Source organism: Parasutterella secunda (genome assembly GCF_023336895.1).
Classification (GTDB): domain Bacteria; phylum Pseudomonadota; class Gammaproteobacteria; order Burkholderiales; family Burkholderiaceae_F; genus Aphodousia; species Aphodousia faecalis.
Genome location: NZ_JAMBLT010000004.1, coordinates 74,954 through 98,745 on the forward strand (window position 1 = coordinate 74,954; position 23,792 = coordinate 98,745).

A 23,792-nucleotide genomic window follows, 5' to 3' on the forward strand; every position below is an offset into this window, starting at 1 on the left:
GTAAACAATGAGATTTGCGGTAAACAAAATCCACTTTGTGGGAATTGGCGGAACCGGTATGAATGGTATCGCCGAAGTTTTGGTGACTTTAGGTTACAAGGTGACAGGCTCGGACATGGCAACCAACGCGGCGACTGAACGCCTGAGTGGTTTGGGTGTTCAGATTTTTCATGAGCATGTTGCCGCAAACGTGAAGGGCGCAGATGTCGTTGTTATTTCTTCGGCTATTAAAGCGGATAATCCTGAGGTTGTTGCGGCTAGACAAGCTCGTATTCCGGTTGTTCCCAGAGCGGTAATGTTGGCTGAGTTGATGCGATTCAGAAGCGGCATCGCCATTGCCGGGGCTCACGGTAAAACAACGACCACTTCATTGGTTGCAAGTTTATTGGCAGCCGGCGGTCTTGATCCGACCTTTGTTATCGGCGGTCGTTTGAATTCAGCAGGAGCCAATGCCCGATTGGGCAGAGGGGAATTCATTGTGGCAGAGGCCGATGAGTCGGATGCCTCTTTCCTTTGTTTGTCTCCAGTGATTTCTGCAGTTACCAATATCGATGCTGATCATATGGATACCTATGATCATAACTTCGAAAAGCTCAAACAGGCATTTATTGATTTCCTGACAAGACTGCCGTTTTACGGCAAGGCGGTTTTGTGTTTGGATGATGAAAATGTTCGCTCTATCATCGCCCGCGTGCCGCGTTCTGTTGTAACTTACGGTTTAAGCGAAGAAGCGGACGTTCGAGCCATTAATATTCGTGCTGAAGGCACACAGATGTGCTACACCGTTTTACGTCAAGGACGAGAACCGCTAGATGTGCGTTTGAATTTGCCCGGTTTACATAACGTTCGCAATAGCTTGGCGGCTATTGCGATTGCCACAATGGTTGACGTGCCGGATGACAAAATTCAATTTGCTTTGGAAAACTTCACCGGTGTTGGAAGGCGCTTTAGCCGTTATGGTGAAATTGCTTTGCCGTCCGGCGGATCATTTACGCTGATCGATGATTACGGCCATCATCCGCATGAAATGAAGGCAACACTGGATGCTGTGCGCGGGGCTTTCCCGGGGCGTCGTGTATTGGTGGCTTTCCAACCCCATCGCTACACGAGAACGAGAGATTGCTTCGAGGATTTTGTTAAGGTTCTGAGCAGTGTTGAAGCTCTTGTGCTCGCCGATGTTTATCCGGCGGGAGAAAAGCCCATCGTCGGAGCCGATGGCCGATCACTTGCTCGTGCTATACGAATTGTTGGTCAAACGGAGTTGGTGTTTGTGGATACGCCTGCAGAAATGGATGACGCCATTATGAAATTGGCTCGTGATGGTGACGTAGTTGTGACCATGGGGGCAGGCAGCGTCGGCGGTGTACCGGGTCGTCTGCAAGCTCGTGCCGGTTTATCGAAATAATGAGGATACGATTAAATGCAAGAAGAGAAAAAGGAAATTAAGCCTGAAAGTTTAGGTAAGGTTGTATTGCTTCTCGGTGGAATGTCCAGCGAACGCGAAGTCTCATTGATGAGCGGAAAGGGCGTTTACGATGCATTGGTTGAGGCAGGCGTGGACGTTACGCGTTTTGACCCGAAGGAGCAGAGCATTTCTGAGCTTGAAAAGGGCGCCTTTGACCGCGCGTTTATTGCCTTGCACGGCCGCTATGGTGAAGATGGAACGATTCAAGGTGTTCTGGAATATTTAGGTGTTCCTTATACCGGTCCCGGTGTTAAAACGAGTGCGATTGCCATCGATAAGAATTTGACCAAACAAATTTGGCGTGAACGTCAGATTCCCTGTCCGAAGGGAATGCTAGTGTCAGCTGATAGCGACTTACACTTCGTAATGCAGGAATTGGGACGTGATTTGGTTGTGAAACCTGCACGTGAAGGCTCTAGCATCGGCCTGACTAAATTAAAGGATGCTACTGTTGAAGAGTTGCACGAGGCCATTGAAAAAGCCTTGGTTTTGGATCGCCACGTTTTAGTAGAGGAACGGATTTTTGGGCGTGAATTGACGGTGGCTGTTTTAGGAGCCGGTCAAGACGCAAAAGTCTTACCCATTATCGAGATCATCGCTCCGAATGGTGATTACGACTACCAAAACAAATATTTCACGAATGATGTTCGTTATGAGTGCCCGGCGAAATTGTCCGATGATCTTCATGAAGATATTTCCCGAGCTTGTTTGAGCGCCTATCGAGCCTTGGGGGCACGAGGCTGGAGTCGAATCGACTTGATTTTGTCCGAGGACGGTTCGTTTAACCTTTTGGAAATGAACACTTCTCCCGGAATGACCGCTCACTCATTGGTTCCGTTAGCCGCCAAAAATGCAGGTATGAGTTATCAGGAATTAGTGCTTCAAATGTTGTCTGAAGCTCGTTTAGACTTTCCTCGTCACTAAAGAGTTCTGTTCTTGGGTTGATGAAACGGTTTTTTAAAGCGGTTTTAATTGCATTTGCGTTGGTATTGCTGCTTGCTGCTGTGGCAGTAAGCAGCTTTCCGCGTTATGTGGAAACTTTTTTTACCATTCGCTCTGTGGAATTATCCGGTGAAATTGACCACATCTCATCTTTGCATTTTCGTCGAGTTTTAGGCAACACAGCCTCGGGGACTTTTTTTAACGTTAATTTAGATGCTATCCGAGAGGCTGCGTTAAAGGCTCCTTGGGTTAAATCGGCAAATGTTAGGCGCGTTTGGCCCAATAAAATAAATATTGAAATTACCGAATATAAACCGCTTGCCTTATGGGAAGACGGGCGGTTGGTGTCGGTTAACGGGGAGTTGTTTGCCGCCAATCCCGAGGAAGTGGATAACCCCTTGGCTTTACCCGAATTCTTCGGGCGAGCTGAAATGGTTGAAGAGGTAACGAGACGTTATAAACGCTTCAATAAAATGCTTCAGGTTGTCATGCCTAAAGCGCGTGTAACGGAAGTAAGCGTAAACGATCGTGATAGTTGGGCACTGGCCATAGCTTCAGACACCATTCCGCCCACTCGAATTGAATTGGGGGTAGAGCATGAAAATTGGACCCTTGAGGATCGATTTGGGATTGTTATCGTACAATATCCTGATGTGGTCAAATTGATGAAAGGACCACCGTCCAGTATTGATGCCCGGTATGAATTAGCCTTTTCGGCTACATTACCGGAAAAAAGTTTGAGGCAATATCGTTCACAGGCTGGTCGTCGCCAGGCGGCTGAATCCATTGCAGAGGCTAATAGGCAAAGTAACGCGCGATGAAAGAAAATAAAAAAATTGTCACCGCATTGGATATTGGTTCAAGCAAAATCCTTGCAGTTGTCGCCGAAGTCTATAAGGACGGTACGTTTCGAGTTCTGGCTCAAGGGCGTACCGAGTCTCAGGGAGTACTCGACGGAAATGTAACGAGTATTGAGGAGGTTCAGCCTCAGGTCAAGTCTGCTCTAGTCGAGGCTTTTGGTATTGCAGGCAAAATTCCCAGTAACGATGTTTGCACCAATATTTCTGGCAAATCTGTGGAAGGAAAGGACTCCAGTGCCGAAATGCCGCTTAGGGGCAGGACGGTAACGTTGTCGGACATGAAAAATGTCCAGAGTATGGCCCAGGATGCCGTTGAATTAAAAGAAGATCAGCGTTTGATTAAATCGGAGCTGTTGTATTACATGCTCGATAACCAAGACGAGGGTTATGTCGGCCAAAATCCGATTGATGCGAAAAGCTCTCGTATTTCCGCCCATATGCATTCGGCGGTGGCCAGTGCAGCTAATGCCTTAGCTCGTGTAAAAGTGATTCGTCGCAGCGGCATGGACATTTCCCGAATCCTTCCGGAAGCCTGGGCCAGTGGTTATGCAGTGCTTACGGAAGATGAAATTCAAAATGGTGTAGTGTTGATTGATATCGGGGCCGGGACAACAGATGTGGCGGTCTTTCAGGCCGGTCTTCCCCGTTTCACGTACACTTTAAATTACGGCGGTCGCCGCATAACTCAGCGAATCAGTGGCTTTGTGCATTGTTCCATGCAAGAGGCGGAATCCATTAAGAACAAGTTGGACCTGCGTTGCTCTCCGGAAGATGAAGAGGTCATTCTCTACCGTGCACCTCTGGAAGAGGGAGGTAAAAAGTACTCCAAGCTCGAATTGTCAAAGATGGTTTACCACGAGATTCGCAGTTTGAATCTGACTATTGGTAAAAAACTCTTTGAGGCCGGATGGTACAAGTCTGTTAATGGTGCGCCATGCAATACGCTCACGGGTGGCATTGTGCTCACGGGCGGTACTTCGTTGTTGTTAGGAATAACAGAGCTGTTTTCAGCCATGCCGGGCCCCTTGGCTTATACATTCAGTACTCGTTTAGGTCGGTCGCGTTATACCGGTGATGCTTGCATTGGTTTGAATTCTCCCAAGGAAAGTGCCGCCATGGGATTAATCGCCTACGAGGCACTGCGATTCAAAGAAGGTGATGAGGACGAGGAGGAAAAGGCGGCCTCTGATGACTCTTTGTGGGCTAAAACCAAGCGTTTTTTGATTGAATTCTTTATAGGCCAGTACTAAGCTTTCTTCCTTAACTCGCGCCTCATTTGCACTTGATTTGGATGAACTAAAAAATAGCAATTATGATTTTTAAAATTGAAAAAAGTTTTTGAAAATCCAAGCAAAACGATCCTTATTCATACATAATTACAAGATTGGATTTGGAGGCCTATTCCCATGTTTGAAGTACTCAGTGATAATGATCCCCGTCAGACCGTCATTAAGGTTGTCGGTGTGGGCGGCGGCGGTGGTAACGCCGTAGAACATATGATTGAGCGCGGTGCTCAAGGTATTGAATTTATTGCGATTAATACCGACTATACGGCATTGTCACATTCTAGAGCTCATGCCACTTTGCAAATCGGTAAAACTGGACTTGGAGCCGGTGCTCGTCCGGAAGTTGGCGAGCAGGCTGCAATTGAAGCCAAAGATCGGATTCGTGAACTTTTGCAAGGTGCAAATCTCGTTTTCATTACTGCCGGGATGGGTGGTGGTACCGGTACCGGTGCGGCCCCTGTGGTGGCTCAAATTGCTCGGGAAATGGGTATTTTGACGGTTGCTGTTGTAACTAAGCCCTTCAGTTATGAAGGAGCTCTTCGCATGCAACGCGCCGAAGAAGGTTTAGTCAAACTCAAACAATGCGTGGACAGCCAGATTGTCATTTTGAATGACAAATTGGAAGATGAGTTGGGTGAGGATGCCTCCGTGAGTGAATGCTTTGCCGCAGCCGATGACGTTTTGTTTAAGGCTTGTGCAGGCATCACCGAAATTATTCAAACACCGGGTCTGATCGGTGTGGACTTCGAAGACTTGCGCACGGTGATGAGTGAACGCGGAACGGCCATGATGGGTTCGGCTATTGCCTCCGGTCCTGATCGCGCCCGTATTGCCGCTGAAAATGCAGTGGCCTGTCCGTTGCTTGAGGGGGTAACGCTCAACGGAGCCCGCGGCGTGTTGGTATACATCACGGCTAGTGAAGAAACGATGAAGATGAAGGAAACCAAGACGGTTATGAATATCATCACGAACTTCACGGCAAAAGGCGCTCAAGTTATTTACGGTTCAGCCTACGATGACAGTATGGGCGACTCCATGCGTGTGACAGTGGTTGCCACAGGCCTGGATGGCGGTAAGGACAAAGAAGTTGCTCCGCTCGAAAAACCCGATGAAAAGCGAGATGTTTGGGAACATAACAACCGCAGTTATGCAGAACCGCAACAAGCAGATCCTTGGACCAGTCGTCAAAGTGTAGCTCAGCAGCCTGCCGCTCCGAAGGTGGCTCAACCGCAGGTGGAATCTAAGCCTACGGTTGCCAAGCCCGAGCCTCAACCGAGTATTCCGGCTGCTCAACAACCTGCTCAATCGGAACCCCAACAGCCGCAAGAGCCTGAAAAACAGGAAGAAAAGGCAGCCGATGAATGGGAAACGGGTTGGTGGTCTATTCGTCACGACAATAAGTAAGAACAAATTTAGTTATGCTCAAACAACGAACGCTTAAAAAAGTCGTCCGTACGGTTGGTATCGGTCTGCATTCCGGTCGAAAAGTAAATTTGACTTTACGTCCGGCTGACCCCGATACCGGCATTGTGTATACCCGTGTCGATTTAAATCCGCCCGTTGTTATGCCGGCAGAAGCTACGCGTGTGAATGACACGCGCATGGCAACAACATTAAACGAAGGCCCGGTCAAAATTTCCACCATTGAACACTTGATGAGTGCGTTCAATGGTTTGGGAATTGATAATTGCTATGTTGATGTTGATGCACCGGAAATTCCGATTATGGATGGATCCGGTGCAAGTTTTGTCTTCCTGATCCAAGCTGCCGGCATAGTTGAGCAACCCGCTCCAAAGCGTTTTGTTCGAGTGAAAAAAACTGTTCGTGTAACCGATGGCGATAAATGGGCCCAGCTGGAGCCTCATGAAGGTTTTTCATTGGCTTTTTCCATTAATTTTGGCCACCCTGCAATCGACAGCACTTTGCAATTTACTGAAGTTGATTTGGCTAAGGTTGATTATGCTCATGCTGTCAGCCGAGCCAGAACATTTGGTTTTGTGCAAGACGTAGAGATGCTTCGTTCTATCGGCTTAGCTCAAGGGGGAACTCTTGAAAATGCTGTTGTAATGGATGAGTATCGGGTGCTTAATCCCGAAGGCCTCAGGGGACAGGACGAGTTTGTGAAGCACAAGATCTTGGATGCCATGGGGGATCTTTATGTTTTAGGTCACCCGCTTTTGACTCGCTATAGTGCCAATAAATCCGGTCACGGTTTGAACAACCAGCTCTTAAGAGCGTTGTTGGCTGATGATTCAGCTTGGGAATGGGCAACATTTGAGTCTGAAAAAGCCCCAAGAGATTTTTCTTTTGAGCGTGTTTTTGCGATCTAAAGCCGCGCTGTAACCGATTTTCTATTTGCGGTTGGGTGTTTCTTTTGTGTTTGTCTGCACAGAAAAAGCGTAATATCCAATTGGTTAGAAAATCGGTTGTTTCTTTCTGATATGTCACTTTTTTCCCTATTCCTCATCACCTCATTGGCCAATATCCTGTCGCCGGGAATGGGTGTGATATTTGCCATTGTTTTATCGCTGCAGCAAGGGTGGCATAAGACCGTTTTTTTCAGTTTAGGTCAAGCTATTGGCATATCGATATTGTTTACTGCCGCCATGTCCGGTATGGGGGTGGTTTTAGCCAACAGCCCGACTTTATTTAACGCGATTAAAATCGCCGGTGCTTTTTTCATTCTTTATTTGGGTTGGAGAAGTTGGCATAAACCGGCCATGCACTTTGGCACTTCTCCCGATAAGGAAAAATCTGAAGGTAGGCACGCGGTCCCTGAAGATGGGTTGGCAAACTTTACGAAAGGCATCGTGATCTCGCTTTGCAATCCACAACCGATTATCTTTGGAATCAGTGTCTTACCCCAATTTGTGGATCCGCAACAACCCTATGTCGCTCAAGCCGTATTGATGATTTCCGTTTACGCTGTGATGGTCTTTATCAATCTGGTTGTTTACGCAATTTTGGCTGAAAGAGCCAGACGCTTTTTTACTGGTCCCAGGGGTTCACAGATTATTAACCGGGCAACCGCATGTGTTTTCTTTGCGATCGGTTTTTTGGTGTTGGGGTTCGCTCTGGTCGGTTTCTTCTAATCAGGCTCTGTTTTCCAGCGCGTCAGCCAGTTTTTCAAGAACTTCTTTGATATCTTCGTCTTTAGCTCTTTGCGCGTTTTGCCGAACGGCGTCAGCGGCGCCAGGTTGGGCAATCCGAGGGGGATCCTTGGGATAATTTTCCAAATCAGGCAGGGGGAGAATTTTTCCCGCTTTAATTCCTAGAATCGGAAGATTAAGACCGCTATCAAAAAGATATTTTTCAAGCGAAGGTTGAATTTGCTTGAGTCGATTAGCGATTGTCGGCGTCGTTGTGTTAATGATGATGCCTTGAGAGGCACATTCAACATGCACAGCCCGTTGAAAATCAATATGCAGACGCTTGCTTTGGCAGGCACGTTGCAAAACTTGAGCCACTCTGACGCTTAACATTTGCCGTGCAATGAGCGTATCAGGGTTCAAAGAGTTTAAAAGTTTGTCAATACTTTCCAATCCGTACATGCCGTTTTCCTTTTGCGTGCATTTTCTCACAAATAGGCATTGAAATCGAAACGAAAAAAGTTACAAAAAAGGTCTGATTTCTTAAAAAACAAAGAATTTTCAAAGGAAAATCATTTCTGCAATATGCGATAATTGCCAGCTGTAGTTTATTCTCTCGACAAATTTTGTCGTCCAAAAATTAACAAAACGCGTGCTGCCTGAAAATGCAGTGACGTGCAGGGTATCAAAAGATGTTTTCTGAGCTTTTAACGAAAGTGTTTGGCAGTCGCAATGACCGCTTGATTAAACAGTACCGTCGTCAGTGCGCTGCGATCAATAAGCTGGAGCCGACAATCAAAGCTTTGAGCGATGATGAGCTCAAGGCCAAGACTCAAGAATTCCGTGATCGTTTAGCCAAAGGCGAGACGCTCGAAGCGTTGTTGCCTGAAGCGTTTGCAGTAGTCAGAGAAGCCAGCTGGCGTGTGTTGGGAATGCGTCACTTTGACGTTCAACTTATCGGCGGTATGGTGCTCAATGACGGCAAGATCGCAGAAATGAGAACCGGTGAAGGTAAAACATTAACAGCTACATTGGCCGTTTACTTGAATGCCCTGCCAGCTAAAGGTGTTCACGTTGTGACAGTGAACGACTACCTTGCCAAGCGTGACGCAGAGTGGATGGGACGCGTGTACAACTTCTTAGGGATGACAGTTGGTACCATCTACAGTCAGCAACCTAATGACGAGAAAGTTCAAGCTTACGCGGCCGATATCACCTACGGTACCAATAACGAATTCGGCTTTGACTATCTGCGCGACAACATGGAGTATGACATTCATCATCGTCGTCAACGCGGTTTGCATTATGCAATCGTTGACGAAGTGGACTCCATTTTGATTGATGAAGCGCGTACGCCTTTGATCATTTCCGGCCCGGCTGATGACAACACCGATCTTTATGCCAAGATTAATGAAATTCCTCCGCTTTTAACACGTCAGGCAACCGAAAAGGGTGAAGGTGACTATTGGGTAGATGAAAAAGCCCATCAGGTCTACATCTCCGAACAAGGACACGAACATATTGAGCGAATCCTCACGGAAAGAGGATTGATTCCTCAAGGCCAAAGTCTGTACTCTGCTCAAAATATTATTTTGATGCATCACTTGATGGCCTCTCTTCGCGCTCACTCTTTGTTTAAGCGCGACCAGCACTACGTTGTCCAGAATGGCGAAATTGTCATTGTGGACGAATTTACGGGCCGTTTAATGCCGGGTCGTCGTTGGTCCGAAGGTCTTCATCAGGCTGTCGAAGCTAAAGAAGGCGTGAAGATTAATCAAGAAAACCAAACGTTTGCCTCTATTACATTCCAGAATTACTTCCGTATGTATGAGAAGCTTTCCGGTATGACCGGTACGGCTGATACGGAAGCTTATGAATTCCAGGATATTTATGGTTTGGAAACGGTTGTCATCCCGACTCATAAGAAGATGATTCGTGTTGACCAACAAGATAAGGTTTTCCGCACAATCAACGAAAAGTACCAAGCCATTATTGAAGATATCAAGGAGTGCAATAAGCGCCAACAACCAGTGCTGTTGGGTACGACTTCTATTGAAAATTCTGAAGCGCTCAGCAAACTCTTGGATAAGGAAGGTATTAAGCACAATGTGTTGAACGCCAAGCAACACGAACGGGAAGCTCAGATTGTGCTTGAAGCCGGTCGTCCTGGGGTTGTGACAATCGCCACTAACATGGCCGGTCGTGGTACCGATATTGTTTTGGGCGGTGGCATTAATAAGCATATTGATGATGTTAAGACCAACCCCGATCTTTCTGATGAAGAAAAGAAAGCGGCGATTGAAAAGATCAAGGCTGAGTGGCAGATTGAACACGATAAGGTGGTTGCCGCCGGTGGTTTGCGCATTATCGGCAGTGAACGTCACGAGTCACGTCGTATTGACAACCAATTGCGTGGTCGTGCTGGCCGCCAAGGTGACCCGGGCTCTTCATGCTTTTATCTGTCGATGGAAGATCCGTTGCTTCGAATCTTTGGCGGTGACCGCATGCGCGCCATTGCCGATAAGCTCAAGCTTGAAGAAGGCGTTGCCATCGAATCCAATATGCTTACTCGTATGATTGAGAGCGCTCAGCGTAAGGTTGAAGGCCGAAACTACGATATTCGTAAGCAACTGCTTGAATTCGATGACGTGCAAAATGATCAACGTCGTGAAATTTATCGCTTGCGCAACGAGATTTTGGAAAGTGACGACTTGAGTGAAATGGTGACCAATTTACGTCACGGCTATTTCACCGACTTATTCAGAACTTATGTGCCTGCCGATACCGTTGAAGAGCAATGGGACTTGTCAACCCTTACGACCATTCTCAAGAGTGAATGGGGCATTGATATCGACTTTGCCGGAATGCTTGAAAAGAGCAATTCAACCACCGATGAAGACTTGTTGAAGGTTCTCATTGATGAGTGTGACCGAATTTACAATGACAAGGTTGAATTGGCCGGTCCGCAGGCGATGAATGATTTCGCCAAGCAGGTGACGCTGCAAGTGTTGGATAGCATTTGGAGAGCGCATATCACCGCTTTGGATGCTTTGCGTCAAGGTATTTACTTGCGCGGTTACGCTCAAAAGCAACCTAAGCAAGAATACAAGCGCGAAGCATTCTCGATGTTTGAAACGTTACTTGACCGAGTGCGTGAAAATGTCATGCGTGTATTGATGACAGTCAGAATTCAAACACGAGAAGAAGCGATGGCTGAACAACAACGAGCCCAAGAAGAGGCGCTTGCTCGTGCACAGGCCGCTGCCCGTGCTCAAGCAATTGCTCAAGCTCAACAAGAAGCTAAAAACAAAGTTGTTCACGATGACGAAGGACATGAATTATCCTTCACCGGAATCTCAGCGGCCGGTGTAGACCTTGATAAGGTGGATTGGCGAGGTGTTTCTCGCAACGATCCGTGTCCTTGCGGTTCAGGCAAAAAGTTTAAGAACTGCCACGGTCACATTGACTAATCGCTAAACCAACTTAAAAAGCGCTCTGAAATGGGCGCTTTTTTTGAGAGACGAATATGACGAATCGAACAGAAACACTTGTTGCTTGCGTGGTGATGATCGATAACGAAGGGCGAAGTTTGCTGGGATGCCGACCGGAGGGGAAAGTGTATGCCGGCTGGTGGGAATTTCCCGGTGGAAAATTAGAGGCTATGGAAACTGTGGAGGAAGCCGCCAAGCGTGAAATGCGTGAAGAACTTGGGATTGATCTTCAAAATTCTTCTCCATGGGTAACTTTGGTACACGACTATCCCCATGCACGCGTACGACTTCATTTTGTCAGAAGTTGGCAGTGGCGAGGAGAGCCACGTTCATTGGAGGGACAATCCTTTGGTTTCTTTTCCCCGCTTGATTGGCCGACTCCCATATTGGAAGCGAGCGAACCCATTCAAAAATGGCTTTTAATGCCTAAACATTGGGTAAAAATTCAGTCAGAAAGCGCATTAGAAAACCTTGAGGCTCAAAAAGAAAGAGGTTTTGACGGAGCCATTTTGTGTGGCGATTACATCAAAGAGTTTGATGATTGGAAAAAGCGCTTAATGGCTTTGGGTATTAAAGAAATTTGGGTTGATGCAACGGCAAGTGACGAACAACAAAAAAAGGCAGACGGTGTTTTTGTGGATGAAGGTCAAAGTGTTGGAAACGTTATCCACGAACGTTTTGCCGTCAAAGCTGACTGTTCAAACTGGGAGAGTATCGCTCAAAGCGGGGCATTATTCGCTTGGGTTGATCCGGCCATTCGTGTAGCTTCAAGTGCCTGGTTGCGACTTTTAAGTGATAACCCCGTTCCGTTGTATTTAACTAATGTCAAAATAAACGATGAAAAACTATTGAGACCGCACGGGGCGAACGGTTGGATCGAAACTATTTAGCTTTGGTATCGGTTTTCTTTTCTTCTTGAAGATGAGAGAAAAGTTCTTGGGCAAGTTTGTCTGCTTCGCTTTCATTGGTCTGAGCATACGAATTGCCATGAATGACGTAAGCATCACTTGCCCATTCACCTAAATCAATCAATTTGCATCGTTCAGAGCAAAATGGACGCCAAGGATTCTTCTCCGACCATTCCACTGGTTTTTTGCAGATAGGACACTTCACAATCATACGGGTTCCCCCGCTTTGAGTGATTGTTTTGCCATCGTAAGGTAAAAGTCATGGAGCTTGCGCACTTGTTGGTTAAGTGCCTCAAGTGTTGATTCGTTGACAATGACCTCATTGGCAATAGCCTTACGAGCATCCCGTGTTGCTTGTGTGGCAATAATGGCCATAACTTCTTCACGCGACAATTGGGAGCGTGTCATGACTCGTTCAATTTGGGTTTCAACTTCACAATCAATAACCAGAACTCTGTCACAACGGCTTAACCATTGCGGACTTTCGGCCAAGAGAGGAACAACCAGTACGACGTAAGGAGCATCAGAATGTTGCGATACGGAAGCCATGGTGACGTTAGCGATAAGCGGATGCAAAATGGCTTCCAGTTTGTGTCTGGCTTCAGGATTCGTGAAGACAAGTTCACGCATCTTAGTTCGGTCTAATTTACCTGAGGCATCAATAAGTTCATCTCCGAAAGCCTCTCTGATGGCGGGAATAGCCAGTCCATTCGGAGCAGTAACCGCATGGCTAATCAAATCAGTGTCAATCACCGGAACTCCCAATGCCTCAAAAGCATTGCTTGCTTGAGTTTTTCCGGAGCCGATGCCTCCCGTAAGCCCGACAATCCAAGTCATTATTCAAAAATCCCTGATGATAAATGAAGGTTCTTGAATTATACGTTCTTTGTTTCTGTATTCCTGAACTTAGGCAACAATAACAACGGAATGTAGGCAGATCATCTTACGCATTGGGCGTGGATAAATGAGCCTCATTCCAAACTTATTTGTTTCAGGGATATAGCAGACTACTAACAAATTCGCGGCAACTGTTCACCATTGAGCCAATCAACACTGCGTCTTCCGCCAAGGAGCGTTTCCATTTCAACACTTCCGGCGTTCTCTGCCGTCACTTCGCCGATAATGCAAGCCTCTTGACCGTGAGGATCCGATTTCATGGCCTGCAGAACTTTTAGGCTTTCCTCTTTACGGCAAATCACAATCACTTTTCCTTCGTTAGCGACAAAAAGGGGATCTAACCCAAGAAATTCGCAAGCGGCGGCGACAGCGGGCTTAACCGGAATCTTTTCTTCATACAGGAAAATGCCAACACCGCTTTGGTGAGCAATTTCATTGAGAGTGGCAGCCAAACCTCCTCGGGTTGGATCTCGCAGAACGTGCACATCTGGTGTGACATTGAGAACCGATTCGATTAATCCGTTCAAGGGGGCTGTGTCGCTTTCAATTTCTGTTAAAAACGACATATTTTCTCTTTTGGAAAGGATAGCCGTGCCGTGGTCACCCATCGATCCCGAAATAATCACCACATCCCCCGGTTGGGCATTTCGACCTGATATGGGAAACTCTGTTAACTTTTCACCGATACCGGTTGTAGAAATATAGATACCGTCACCATGACCTTTTTCGACGACTTTAGTGTCTCCGGTAACGATGGCAACGTTTGCTTCTTTCGCAGCATCAGCCATTGATTGTACGATCTGATCAAGTTTAGAGAGTTCAAAACCCTCTTCCAAAATAAAACTTGCCGCAATGTAGAGGGGCTTTGCTCCGCACATGGCGACATCGTTGACCGTTCCGCAAATGGCTAGGCGTCCTATATCTCCTCCCGGAAAGAATAGAGGTGAAATGACATGAGCATCGCATGACACGGCGATTGGTTTTTCAAGACTGGGTAAAACAGCACCATCATGTCCTTCGTCAAGCCATTGATTGGTGAAATGTCGGGAGAAAATTTCTTCAATCAATTGAGCACTGGCAAGTCCTCCTGCGCCATGAGTCATTTCAATGCGGCCGTGACGCAGATCCAATCGACGAACATAATCGGGTTTGACAGAAGACATTATTTATTCCTCAGTGTTTGGAACGGTTTTATGTTTAGGAGCATAGCGCCAGTAAGCGGCGCAGGCTCCTTCAGAACTGACCATGCAAGCCCCCATCGGATGAGCGGGGGTACAAACCGTGCCGAAAAGCTTGCAATCGAACGGCTCCTTTTCTCCTCTGAGAATAGCGCCGCAGGCACAGGCTCTGTTATCCGGGCTATGTCGTTCAGTCATTTGAAAGCGTTTTTCTGCATCAAATTGCGAGTATCTTTCACGCAGTTTTAGAGCCGAGAAGGGAACATAGCCCAAGCCGCGCCATTCGAAAGAATCTCTTAACTCAAAAATCTCATTCATTAAGTCGACGGCCAGTCTGTTGCCCTCACGAGAGACCGCTCGTGTGAATTCATTTTCCACTTCATGTCGACCCTCGTTGACTTGTCGGATCATCATCAAAATCGCCAAAAGCATATCAAGCGGTTCAAAGCCGGCAATGACCACCGGTTTTCCCCATTTCGCTGAAAAAGGTTCATAAGCTTTTGAACCGATAACCGTTGAAACATGAGCGGGGCCGACAAGTCCGTCAAGCTGTGGCGCGCGGCTTCCTTCTTGAGCGGTTTTTAAGATGTGCTCCATCGCGGCAGGCGTGAGGACATGATTGACGAAAACCGAAAAATTATTAAGTCCGAGACGCTTGGCTATTTGAATAGCAACGGCAGTGGGCGGAGTGGTGGTCTCAAATCCAATAGCAAAAAAGACGACTTCTTTGTCTGGATTGGCCTTCGCTATGTTGATCGCGTCCATTGGTGAGTAAACCATGCGAACATCACCGCCAAGTGAGCGGCAATTGAAAAGTGACTGCCCTTTTGATGTCGGCACTCGGAGCGTATCAGCGTATGTACACAAAATCACTTTTTCGCTTAACGCTAAGTCAATCGCCATTTCAATACGACCAACCGGTAACACACAGACCGGGCAGCCCGGACCGTGAATCATTTTTACGTTGTCTGGCAAAAGATCCGTTAATCCCCAGCGTGACAGAACGTGGGTGTGGCCGCCGCAAAATTCCATAAAGCGATAAGAGCGGGCGGGCATTACTTCTTTAGCAATTTCATTGCTTAACGCTTTTGCTTTATCCCGATCGCGATATTCACTGATGTATTGCATAAGCTTAGGCTTTAGCCTCCGAAGGTAATGCATTCAATATTTCCATGGTTTTTCGGGCTTCTTCTTCATCAATACGGTTTAAAGCGAAACCAACATGGACAATAACCCATTCTTGCTCTCGGGGAGAGTCAATCAAGGAAACATTGACTTCTTTTTCGATACCGTTGAAATCGCATAAAGCAGTTTCATTGTTTATCAGTTTGGTGATCTTTGCAGGCACTGCCAAACACATATTTACCTCAATGTAAGTTACAAGTCACCGGAGAACTCATATTTTTCAGCACCGCTTTCTACCATTAGATGCGATAGCCAGACTTGTCCCAAAGCTATACCGCCGTCACCGGCCGGTACCTTTTGCGGGCAATAGCTCTCGATAGAGAGTTTCCCAAGTTCTTGGACTAAAGCGGCGGTCAGCAATCTGTTGGCCATGCAACCTCCGGTCAGCATAACGGGACCTTTGTACTGAATACGCTCACAGGCCTGATATACAAGCTGCGTAAGTCCTAATGCCAGGGTCGCATGGAAATCAGCGGCCAATTGTGACACTTTATCAGCAGATAGTTTCCTTCCTGCCTGAATAACTTCTTCAAAAAACGGTAGGAAACTAATCCGATGATTTTTGATGGTAAATCCCTTTTTATGCGCTTGAGGTTTCATCGTACTCGCAACGCTTTCGAGCAACATTGCAGCTCTTGCATCATCGTGCTGAACGTCACACAGGCCAAGCAATGCAGCTATGGCATCAAAAAGTCTTCCGCTGGAAGTGGTCAAAGGCGAAAGCTGAGAATTTTTAACAAGTTGGCCGAAATATTTAGCATTCGGCAACTCTGGGAAATACTTTTCAATCAGGTCCTCTTTGCCTAAAAGAGTCAGCACGCAAGCGCCCATTCTTCGTGGTTCATGGGCGGCTTTATCGCCACCGGGTAACGGAAGCGGTTCAAGAGCGCCCAATCGGTAGAAATTAGAAGCTCCTACTAATAACAGCTCTCCACCCCAAGCTTCATCATTGGGTCCGAGTCCCACGCCGTCCAACGCTAATCCGACAGTCGTTTCTTTTCGATTGATTTCAGCCATGGCTACTCCGATGTGAGCAGCATGATGGTAGATAGGAACGAAAAGACCTCCATGTTGCTTGGCAACGTGGGCCGCCAATCTTGTGCTGGGAAAATCCGGATGAGCATCAGCAGCAACAATTCTGGGTTTAATTTCATAGAGATGCGCCAGGTGCGAAATTGCATCTCGGTAGGCTTGGTCAGTTTGACTGTTTTCTAAATCACCGATGTGTTGAGTCAGAAAGACATCTTTATCGCGTGTGAGCGCAGCGGTATTTTTAAGGTAAGCACCTGCGGCTAACGTCGGTTTTAAATCAGTCTCCAACTTGACGGCTTCGGGGGCATAACCTCTGGAGCGTCGAATAAAAATGGGGGTTTCACCGATCAAGCGAACGACTGAATCATCACACCGAACAAGAATATCCCGATTGTGCAGCAGTATAAAATCCGCGATTTCTGAGAGTTTGGAGCGCGCCTCATCATTATCGGTGACCAGCGGCTCACCAGAACGGTTTGCTGATGTCATGACCAGTACGGCATCCAAACTCAAGTTGTCCGTCCATTGTGCTCCGTCCGGTTTACCGGCCAAAGAATGGAAAAGCAGCCAATGCACAGGGGTGTATGGAAGCATGATGCCTATGTCACTTAACCCGTCAGCAATTCCTTTGAGTGAGTGTTGATCTTTTCTGGGTAAAAGAGTGATCGGGCGGGCAGAGCTCTCCAACACCTCGCGGGCCTTAGGGCTGACATGGGTATAAATACTCGCACTGATGGCATTGACCATCATGACCGCGAGCGCTTTTTCATCACGTCCTTTGCGTTGTCTAAGTTTTTCAACAGCGCGAGGATTTTTGGCGTCACAAACTAAATGAAATCCCCCCAGTCCTTTTACGGCAACAATTTTTCCGTCTCTAATGGCTTCAACGGCTAGATCTATCGGATCTCCGTCAATTGGCTGGCCTCCTATGTCTTCAAACCATAGTTGTGGCCCACAAACCGGACAGGCATTGGGTTGAGCATGAAAACGTCTGTCCAGAGGGTCTTTGTATTCTGACAAACATTGTTCACACATCTTGAAAGGGGCCATTGTCGTTTGCGGCCTATCGTATGGAAGGTGCTTTGTGATTGTGAAACGAGGGCCGCAGTGCGTGCAATTGGTAAAGGCATAACGATAACGCCTGTTGCCGGTTGTAAACATATCTTGAAGACATGCTTTGCATGTTGCGGCATCAGCGGTAATAGCGGTATTGACCTTGCCTTCCTGGCTTTCAGTGATTGTGAAATCGGTATAGCCTTTAAGATCCACAACGGAAGGATGAATGAAATCAATTCGAGCCAAAGGGGGTTTCTGTTCCCGCAAAAGTGTCGGAAACCGAGAAACCTGATCCGCCTCTCCTTCTAAGATAACCCCGACACCTTCGGCATCGTTGAAAACTTCGCCTTTCAGTCCTAGTTCAGTCGCGATTCGGTAAACAGTCGGCCGAAATCCGACTCCCTGAACAAGTCCGTTAATACGAAAAAATTTCGCGATCATGCTGAGTTCTATCTCAAAGAGTAGCCAATGTTTTTTGGGCTTTCAGCCACATAATCCATTTATCAAGTCCCTCGCCCTTAGTTGCAGAAACTCTCAAGATTTGGATTTCCGGATTGACTCGTCGGGCATATTCTTCGCAAGCTTCAATATTGAAATTTACGTACGGCAGAAGATCAATCTTATTGATGATCATGACATCAGAGACGCGGAACATGTCCGGATACTTCAACGGCTTGTCTTCGCCCTCGGTTACCGACAAAATCACGACTTTATGAGCTTCTCCCAAATCAAATTCCGCCGGACAAACCAAGTTGCCGACATTTTCAATGAAGAGCACACTGTTGTCGGTCAACTCCATATGGCTTAATGCATGTCGGATCATTTCCGCATCCAAATGACAGCCTTTCCCCGTATTGATCTGATGAGCGTGGGCACCGGTTTGGCGAATTCTGTCGGCGTCATTGCTGGTTTGTTGGTCGCCTTCAATTACGCTAACGGAAAGATCATCCTTTGCCGCTTTAATCGTTGCACAGAGCAATTCCGTTTTGCCGGAACCGGGACTGGAGACAAAGTTGAGCGCCAAGATATGCTTTTGCCTGAAGTATTTTCTGTTATCGTCGGCTATGGCGTTATTACGGGCAAGGATGTCTTCTTCGATACTAATGGCGCGTTCTGCCGATATCGCTGAATCGTGTGAATGAGCGGGACCATGGGAATGCTCATGATGATGCTCGTGATCCTCGTGAGTGTGAGTGACCAGATTGCCGTTTTCATCCACATGTGTGTGGGTGTGAGTATGATTGCCTCCGCAGCCGCAAGTCGTGCACATAAAATTTCTCCTTACCAAATTCTTTTATTGAGAGTCATCGGCAATAATGTCGATGACCTTAAGTTCTGTTCCACCCGTTGCCGTTAAATGGAAGCCTCCGCAAATCGGGCAAGCCTCGCCGTATCGCTTCAAAGAAACGGTTTGAGCACAGTCCATGCACCAGGCTTTGCCGGGCGGTCGCTCAATGATGAGTTGTGCGTTTTGTGCGCACCCCTGTCGAGTGACCGATTGCCAAGCAAAGCGTAAACAGTCAATGTCAACACCAGCTAACTCACCGACTGCAATTCGCACGCTTTTCACTCGGTTGACGTTATTGGATTTGGCCGTGCGCTCAACAATCTCGATGATGCCTTCAGCAATAGATAGCTCGTGCATCAACCCTCCTTTTGTGGCCACTTGACATCTATCTTTGTGCAGGGATCAAATGCGCAGGCAATCAGATTTAATCTGGTGATTACCGATTTGACCGCGTTTGATTTTTCTTTAATAAATAGATTCATTGCATCGACCATTGGACTTTCTTCCTGAAATGCCCATTCTGTCGGCGCCACAATATGAAAGCGCATTTTGTTATTGTCAATTTGCAGAAAATGCATCAAAGTGCCGCGAGCAGTTTCTACGAGTCCGACTCCCCAATTGTTCCCTAGGTTAATGCTTCTAACGGTAAAGGGAGAGGGAAGACCGGAGGCAAAATTTTTTAATTCTTCCAGTCTTGCGAGCACCAGATCTCGGATTGAAAAAGGATCTCTTCTGCCTTTATCCGTTTGACTGCGGCAACGAGCCAGTGCGCCGGGTATACGAGCGCCGACCAGTTGCGGCGACAGAGCCCATTCGGGATACTCCTGGAGAATGCGCAGAAACAGTTTGAGGATTTCGCGGTTGCTGACTTCTTCAGGAAAGAGTAACCCTTTACCATCCAATTGGATATTGTCGAATCGTTCAAACGTGTGCTTGATCGCGCCAATGGCTTTCTTTTCGCGAGTAAACCACAAGATAATGAGAGCCTTTAAATCTTCGTTGAAAGACTCAAGGGCGGCGTTGTCAATGCAGGCACTTTTTGACAGATCCCATAACCTGGCTCTTAATTCTCCAAGTGTTTTTAAACATTCCTGACTGACTTTGCCGTGAATCGTGAACGGCTGCAAATCCATGCTTAATACACGGACGGTTTCTAAGATGGCTTCTGCCGTAACCAAACTCTGAATATTTGTATCGTAAGACGAAAACCCTTGATTGGGATTTTGGTGGGTAATTGCGTGTTGAGCAGCTTTAAAAGCACTAACCTGGGCAATAGGGCATAACCCAAGAAGGGCGCGAAGAATTTCAATCGCTTTCTCGGCTCCAAGGCTTTCCGCTGTTTGCGCAATGACTCTAGTGCGATGGTTGTGAAGTTCTACCTTCAGACCATTTTTTTCTTCGTGAACTATCAAAGAAACAGAGGAGAAATCAGGGTTTATCATCTGCGATCATCTCCTTGCTGAAAGTGGTGAAAAAATCTCGCCGAGACAAATTTTCTGGAATGGCACTTCTAGTGCTGTGCGTTGTATGGGAACTATCGCTTTCAGGTGTAAGCATCAACATCAAAGCGCGGGCAGCAAAAGCCTCTGCACTTCGCTGATTGAACAAGGGATCAACCGGACTCATCAGAGAGCATGCTAGAAATTTCCCCAGTCTGTCGCTAGCCATTCCTAGAAAGCTGAAAGCTCCCGCAGGCAAAGTAATCGACAGTATTTTCCCAACTTGAATCTCCGGCCAGTTGCTTTTATTACCCTGCGCAAGAACCACCAAAATGGACCATGGTGTAACCATGGCACCGATCCAGTGTTTTTTGAAGTTTTGAAAACCGATCGCACGCACTTGCAGTCCATTATGACAAATGGGCAAAGCTTTCATGTGATTGTTGAAAATGAGCTGAAACTCGGCTTCAAAATCAGAGGCTGGACAATGGTTAATATTGATCACTTTTCACCTTTAACAGCATACGAGTTCAGCGTACACTTAAATAGACTGAAAAGTGTGAGTAAAATCGTACCGTTTTGGCTATTTTTGTGAAAGTTTTATCAAAAAATAAGCTTTTTAAATGCAGTTATAACAAAATAAGCAAAATATACCTCTTTGGTGTAATAAAAGAAGTCGTTTGCGTCTAAGTATTCGAGTTTTCGTACCATACAATCTAAATTAAGAACGCGAGAGCGTGCAATAAAGCGAGCCTATTTTCGTTTGGCTGGACTCCATGCGAAATAAAAGGCTAAGGAGAATCCCCTTATGTTTGAAACTCAATATGAAGCGTTGCGGCGCCAAGGTGTTAGCCGCCGCAGTTTTTTGCAATTTTGCTCGCTGACGGCCGCCAGTTTGGGATTGGGAAGCGCAGGAGCTCAAGAGATTGCTCAAGCCATTGAAACCAAGCCTAGGATGCCGGTTGTATGGTTACACGGCCTGGAGTGCACCTGTTGTACGGAGTCGTTTATCCGCTCTTACCATCCGGTTGCCAAGGATTTGGTGTTGTCCATGATTTCGCTCGACTATGACGACACCATTATGGCTGCCGCCGGACATCAGGCCGAAGCGGCACTTGAAGAAACCATTACCAAGTACAAAGGCAATTACATTTTGGCCGTTGAAGGCAATGTGCCTTTGAATGATGATGGGGTTAACTGCATTCCTGCAGGAGAAACTTTCCTGCAAAAAATTAAACACGTGGCCGCTGGGGCCAAAGCCGTTATCGGTTGGGGATCATGCGCCGCATGGGGATGCGTGCAGGCGGCTAAACCCAATCCGACGCATTCTGTTCCCATTACAGAAATCATTACGGATAAGCCTATCGTACTTGTTCCGGGTTGCCCGCCGATTCCTGAGGTGATGACAGCCGTTGTGACTTATATTCTTACTTACGATCGCATTCCGCCGCTTGATCGGTTGGGACGGCCGAAGATGTTCTACGGTCAGCGTATTCATGATAAATGCTATCGTCGGGCGCATTTCGATGCCGGTCAGTTCGTTGAGAAATTTGATGACCAAGGCGCCAAATTGGGCTATTGCCTCTATAAGGTCGGGTGTAAAGGACCGACCACATACAATGCTTGTTCAACGATTCGTTGGAATGAGGGATTGAGCTGGCCTGTGCAGTCCGGCCACGGATGCATCGGTTGTTCTGAGCCTAATTTCTTTGACAAGGGCTCGTTCTATGAACATGAAACGACGATTTTGCCGCCGGGACTCGATGGTATTGAGGCGACTGTCGATAAGGTAGGCCTGGCGACGGTTGGCGTTGTTGGTGCTGCAGCTATTGCCCATGCCGCGCTATCGGCTGTTGCTCAAGCGCGAGCAAAAAAGACCAATAAAGATCTCGGGAGGGAAGAATAATGGCAGATCGTCGTATTGTTGTTGACCCGGTGACGCGTATTGAGGGTCATTTGCGCGTTCAAGCGGTGTTGGGTAATGGCGGGAAAGTCATTACGGACTCCCAAAGTACAGGCACGATGTGGCGCGGTCTTGAGGTGATTCTTAAAGGCCGGGATCCTCGCGATGCTTGGGCCTTTGTGGAACGTATTTGCGGGGTGTGTACGGGTATTCACGCCCTGGCAGCTGTCAGAAGCGTTGAAGATGCCATTGGCATCAAAATTCCCAAAAATGCGAACATCATTCGCAACCTAATGAATGCAACGCTTTACACGCACGACCACATTGTTCACTTTTACCAACTTTCTGCATTGGATTGGGTTGACGTGGTCAGTTCTCTGTCGGCTGATCCTCGAGAAGTCTCGGAATTGCAAAAGAAAATCAGTCCGCATCATCCGCTCAGTTCTCCGGGTTATTTCCGTGATGTGCAGAATCGCTTGAAGAAGTTTGTTGCTTCCGGTCAATTGGGGATTTTTGCCAACGGCTATTGGGGGCATCCTGCCATGAAGTTGCCGCCGGCGGTCAATCTCTTGGCGGTAACGCACTACCTAGAGGCACTTGATTTCCAGCGTGAAATCATCAAGATTCATACGATTTTGGGCGGCAAGAACCCGCATCCGAATTACTTGGTCGGTGGTGTGGCTTGCCCGATCAACATGCACGATACCGGCGCGGCTGGCAACATGATCAATGAAGTGACCATGAACTATATGCGCGATATCGCCAAGCAGTCGGTTGAATTTGTGCAGAACGTTTACTTGCCCGATATCAAGGCGATCGCCTCCTTCTATCCGGAATGGTTCAAGTATGGCGGCGGTTTGGTGAAGAAAAATGTGCTTTGCTACGGGGACTTCCCGGAAATTGCCAATGACTGGTCTGAAAAATCTCTGCAGATGCCGGCCGGTGCCATTGTTGACGGGGATTTGGCTCATGTACAGGAAGTGGATTTGAGAGATCTCACCCAAATTCAGGAATTTGTGGATCACTCTTGGTACAAATACCCCGAAGGTAAACTAGGTCTTCACCCCTGGGAAGGCGTGACGGATCAAGCCTTTGAACTGCCCGAAGGCTCAGTTGGCACGAAGACTAAGTTTGAATGGTTGGGTGAAAAAGGCAAGTACTCGTGGATCAAGAGCCCGCGCTGGAAAGGCCACATGATGGAAGTGGGGCCGCTTGCTCGTTTGATCATGTCGGTTGCCAAGGATGTGAAGCATTTCAAGGAACCGGCACTTGATCTTCTGAAGGAACTCAACTTGCCGCTTGAAGCCGTGTACTCCACGTTGGGCCGCCATGCTGCGCGAGCTCTGGAGTGTAATTGGACTGCGCACAAGATGGTTCAGTATGTCGATGACTTGATTGCCAATATCAAAAGCGGTGATGAAGTCGCGGCCAATATGGAATTCTGGGAACCGAAGACGTGGCCTAAAGAATGCCGAGGTGTTGGGTTCTGCGAAGCGCCTCGCGGAGCTTTGGGACACTGGTGCGTGATTAAGAATACACGTATTGAAAATTGGCAAGCCATTGTTCCGACGACATGGAACGCTTCGCCGCGTTCGCCTGAAGGACAACAAAGTGCTTTTGAAACGTCACTGATTGGCACGCCCGTTGCTGATCCGGAACGACCGCTTGAAATCATTCGTACGATTCACAGTTTTGATCCGTGCTTGGCTTGTGCAACGCACGTTTTGGATCCGCAAGGTCACGAGCTCTGCAACGTACGTGTTCGTTAGGAGG

At 47.3% G+C, this 23,792-nt stretch carries 21 protein-coding genes and 1 pseudogene; 11 read left to right on the forward strand and 11 right to left on the reverse strand.

What is annotated here, in order from left to right; genetic code table 11:
- Positions 1 to 7: 7 nt before the first annotated feature.
- From murC to M3080_RS05585, 7 genes are all read left to right on the forward strand, one after another.
- Positions 8 to 1,405, forward strand: coding sequence for a UDP-N-acetylmuramate--L-alanine ligase (gene murC, locus M3080_RS05555; protein WP_249092237.1), 1,398 nt, complete (start codon positions 8 to 10; stop codon positions 1,403 to 1,405).
- Between the two features lie 15 nt (positions 1,406 to 1,420).
- The gene (locus tag M3080_RS05560) at positions 1,421 to 2,389 is read left to right on the forward strand and encodes a D-alanine--D-alanine ligase (protein WP_249092238.1); all 969 of its coding nucleotides are present in this window, start codon (positions 1,421 to 1,423) and stop codon (positions 2,387 to 2,389) included.
- Between the two features lie 20 nt (positions 2,390 to 2,409).
- The gene (locus M3080_RS05565) at positions 2,410 to 3,228 is read left to right on the forward strand and encodes a cell division protein FtsQ/DivIB (protein WP_249092239.1); all 819 of its coding nucleotides are present in this window, start codon (positions 2,410 to 2,412) and stop codon (positions 3,226 to 3,228) included.
- On the forward strand, positions 3,225 to 4,517 hold the full coding sequence (gene ftsA / locus M3080_RS05570; RefSeq protein ID WP_249092240.1) for a cell division protein FtsA: 1,293 nt from the start codon (positions 3,225 to 3,227) through the stop codon (positions 4,515 to 4,517). Before M3080_RS05565 ends, ftsA begins: the two co-directional genes overlap by 4 nt.
- Positions 4,518 to 4,673: 156 nt before the next feature.
- Positions 4,674 to 5,957: a cell division protein FtsZ gene (ftsZ, locus tag M3080_RS05575; protein ID WP_249092241.1), complete on the forward strand. Its 1,284-nt coding sequence runs from the start codon at positions 4,674 to 4,676 to the stop codon at positions 5,955 to 5,957.
- A gap of 14 nt (positions 5,958 to 5,971) precedes the next feature.
- Positions 5,972 to 6,883, forward strand: coding sequence for a UDP-3-O-acyl-N-acetylglucosamine deacetylase (gene lpxC, locus M3080_RS05580; protein ID WP_022472910.1), 912 nt, complete (start codon positions 5,972 to 5,974; stop codon positions 6,881 to 6,883).
- A 111-nt stretch (positions 6,884 to 6,994) separates the two neighbouring features.
- Positions 6,995 to 7,645, forward strand: coding sequence for a LysE family translocator (locus M3080_RS05585; RefSeq protein ID WP_249092242.1), 651 nt, complete (start codon positions 6,995 to 6,997; stop codon positions 7,643 to 7,645).
- Here M3080_RS05585 and M3080_RS05590 read toward each other — a convergent pair whose 3' ends face one another.
- Positions 7,646 to 8,104 (reverse strand): hypothetical protein, encoded by a 459-nt coding sequence (locus tag M3080_RS05590; RefSeq protein ID WP_022472912.1) that lies wholly within the window; start codon positions 8,102 to 8,104, stop codon positions 7,646 to 7,648.
- Positions 8,105 to 8,334: 230 nt separating this feature from the next.
- Here M3080_RS05590 and secA point away from each other — a divergent pair, with 230 nt between their 5' ends.
- Both secA and M3080_RS09375 read left to right on the forward strand, forming a co-directional pair.
- Complete coding sequence (gene secA / locus M3080_RS05595) at positions 8,335 to 11,112, forward strand: preprotein translocase subunit SecA (RefSeq protein ID WP_249092243.1); 2,778 nt, start codon at positions 8,335 to 8,337, stop codon at positions 11,110 to 11,112.
- A gap of 56 nt (positions 11,113 to 11,168) precedes the next feature.
- The gene (locus M3080_RS09375) at positions 11,169 to 12,023 is read left to right on the forward strand and encodes an NUDIX domain-containing protein (RefSeq protein ID WP_346429232.1); all 855 of its coding nucleotides are present in this window, start codon (positions 11,169 to 11,171) and stop codon (positions 12,021 to 12,023) included.
- A gap of 64 nt (positions 12,024 to 12,087) precedes the next feature.
- Here M3080_RS09375 and yacG read toward each other — a convergent pair.
- The 10 genes and pseudogenes from yacG to hybE all read right to left on the reverse strand — a co-directional run.
- Positions 12,088 to 12,252, reverse strand: a pseudogene (gene yacG / locus M3080_RS09305) (DNA gyrase inhibitor YacG); the annotation flags it as partial.
- Entirely contained in the window at positions 12,249 to 12,878 is a 630-nt protein-coding gene (coaE, locus tag M3080_RS05610) for a dephospho-CoA kinase (protein WP_249092244.1), read from the reverse strand. The gene coaE and the pseudogene yacG, both read right to left, overlap by 4 nt.
- Before the next feature lie 173 nt (positions 12,879 to 13,051).
- Complete coding sequence (gene hypE / locus M3080_RS05615; protein ID WP_283162556.1) at positions 13,052 to 14,101, reverse strand: hydrogenase expression/formation protein HypE; 1,050 nt, start codon at positions 14,099 to 14,101, stop codon at positions 13,052 to 13,054.
- A gap of 3 nt (positions 14,102 to 14,104) precedes the next feature.
- Complete coding sequence (gene hypD / locus M3080_RS05620) at positions 14,105 to 15,244, reverse strand: hydrogenase formation protein HypD (protein ID WP_249092245.1); 1,140 nt, start codon at positions 15,242 to 15,244, stop codon at positions 14,105 to 14,107.
- A gap of 4 nt (positions 15,245 to 15,248) precedes the next feature.
- The gene (locus M3080_RS05625; protein ID WP_022472919.1) at positions 15,249 to 15,476 is read right to left on the reverse strand and encodes a HypC/HybG/HupF family hydrogenase formation chaperone; all 228 of its coding nucleotides are present in this window, start codon (positions 15,474 to 15,476) and stop codon (positions 15,249 to 15,251) included.
- 17 nt (positions 15,477 to 15,493) lie between these two features.
- Positions 15,494 to 17,830 (reverse strand): carbamoyltransferase HypF, encoded by a 2,337-nt coding sequence (gene hypF / locus M3080_RS05630; RefSeq protein ID WP_249092246.1) that lies wholly within the window; start codon positions 17,828 to 17,830, stop codon positions 15,494 to 15,496.
- Positions 17,831 to 17,843: 13 nt separating this feature from the next.
- Positions 17,844 to 18,659 carry a hydrogenase nickel incorporation protein HypB gene (gene hypB, locus M3080_RS05635; RefSeq protein WP_249092247.1) on the reverse strand — a complete coding sequence of 272 codons (816 nt, stop codon included), beginning with the start codon at positions 18,657 to 18,659 and terminating at the stop codon, positions 17,844 to 17,846.
- A 24-nt stretch (positions 18,660 to 18,683) separates the two neighbouring features.
- The gene (hypA, locus tag M3080_RS05640) at positions 18,684 to 19,034 is read right to left on the reverse strand and encodes a hydrogenase maturation nickel metallochaperone HypA (protein ID WP_249092248.1); all 351 of its coding nucleotides are present in this window, start codon (positions 19,032 to 19,034) and stop codon (positions 18,684 to 18,686) included.
- Entirely contained in the window at positions 19,034 to 20,119 is a 1,086-nt protein-coding gene (locus M3080_RS05645) for a hypothetical protein (RefSeq protein WP_249092249.1), read from the reverse strand. The genes hypA and M3080_RS05645 overlap by 1 nt, the downstream gene beginning before the upstream one ends.
- On the reverse strand, positions 20,106 to 20,621 hold the full coding sequence (gene hybE / locus M3080_RS05650) for a [NiFe]-hydrogenase assembly chaperone HybE (RefSeq protein ID WP_249092250.1): 516 nt from the start codon (positions 20,619 to 20,621) through the stop codon (positions 20,106 to 20,108). The genes M3080_RS05645 and hybE overlap by 14 nt, the downstream gene beginning before the upstream one ends.
- Before the next feature lie 303 nt (positions 20,622 to 20,924).
- Between hybE and M3080_RS05655 the strand changes: the two genes are divergently transcribed.
- Both M3080_RS05655 and M3080_RS05660 read left to right on the forward strand, forming a co-directional pair.
- On the forward strand, positions 20,925 to 22,022 hold the full coding sequence (locus M3080_RS05655) for a hydrogenase small subunit (RefSeq protein WP_022472927.1): 1,098 nt from the start codon (positions 20,925 to 20,927) through the stop codon (positions 22,020 to 22,022).
- On the forward strand, positions 22,022 to 23,788 hold the full coding sequence (locus tag M3080_RS05660; RefSeq protein ID WP_249092251.1) for a nickel-dependent hydrogenase large subunit: 1,767 nt from the start codon (positions 22,022 to 22,024) through the stop codon (positions 23,786 to 23,788). The genes M3080_RS05655 and M3080_RS05660 overlap by 1 nt, the downstream gene beginning before the upstream one ends.
- The last annotated feature ends 4 nt before the right edge of the window (positions 23,789 to 23,792 follow it).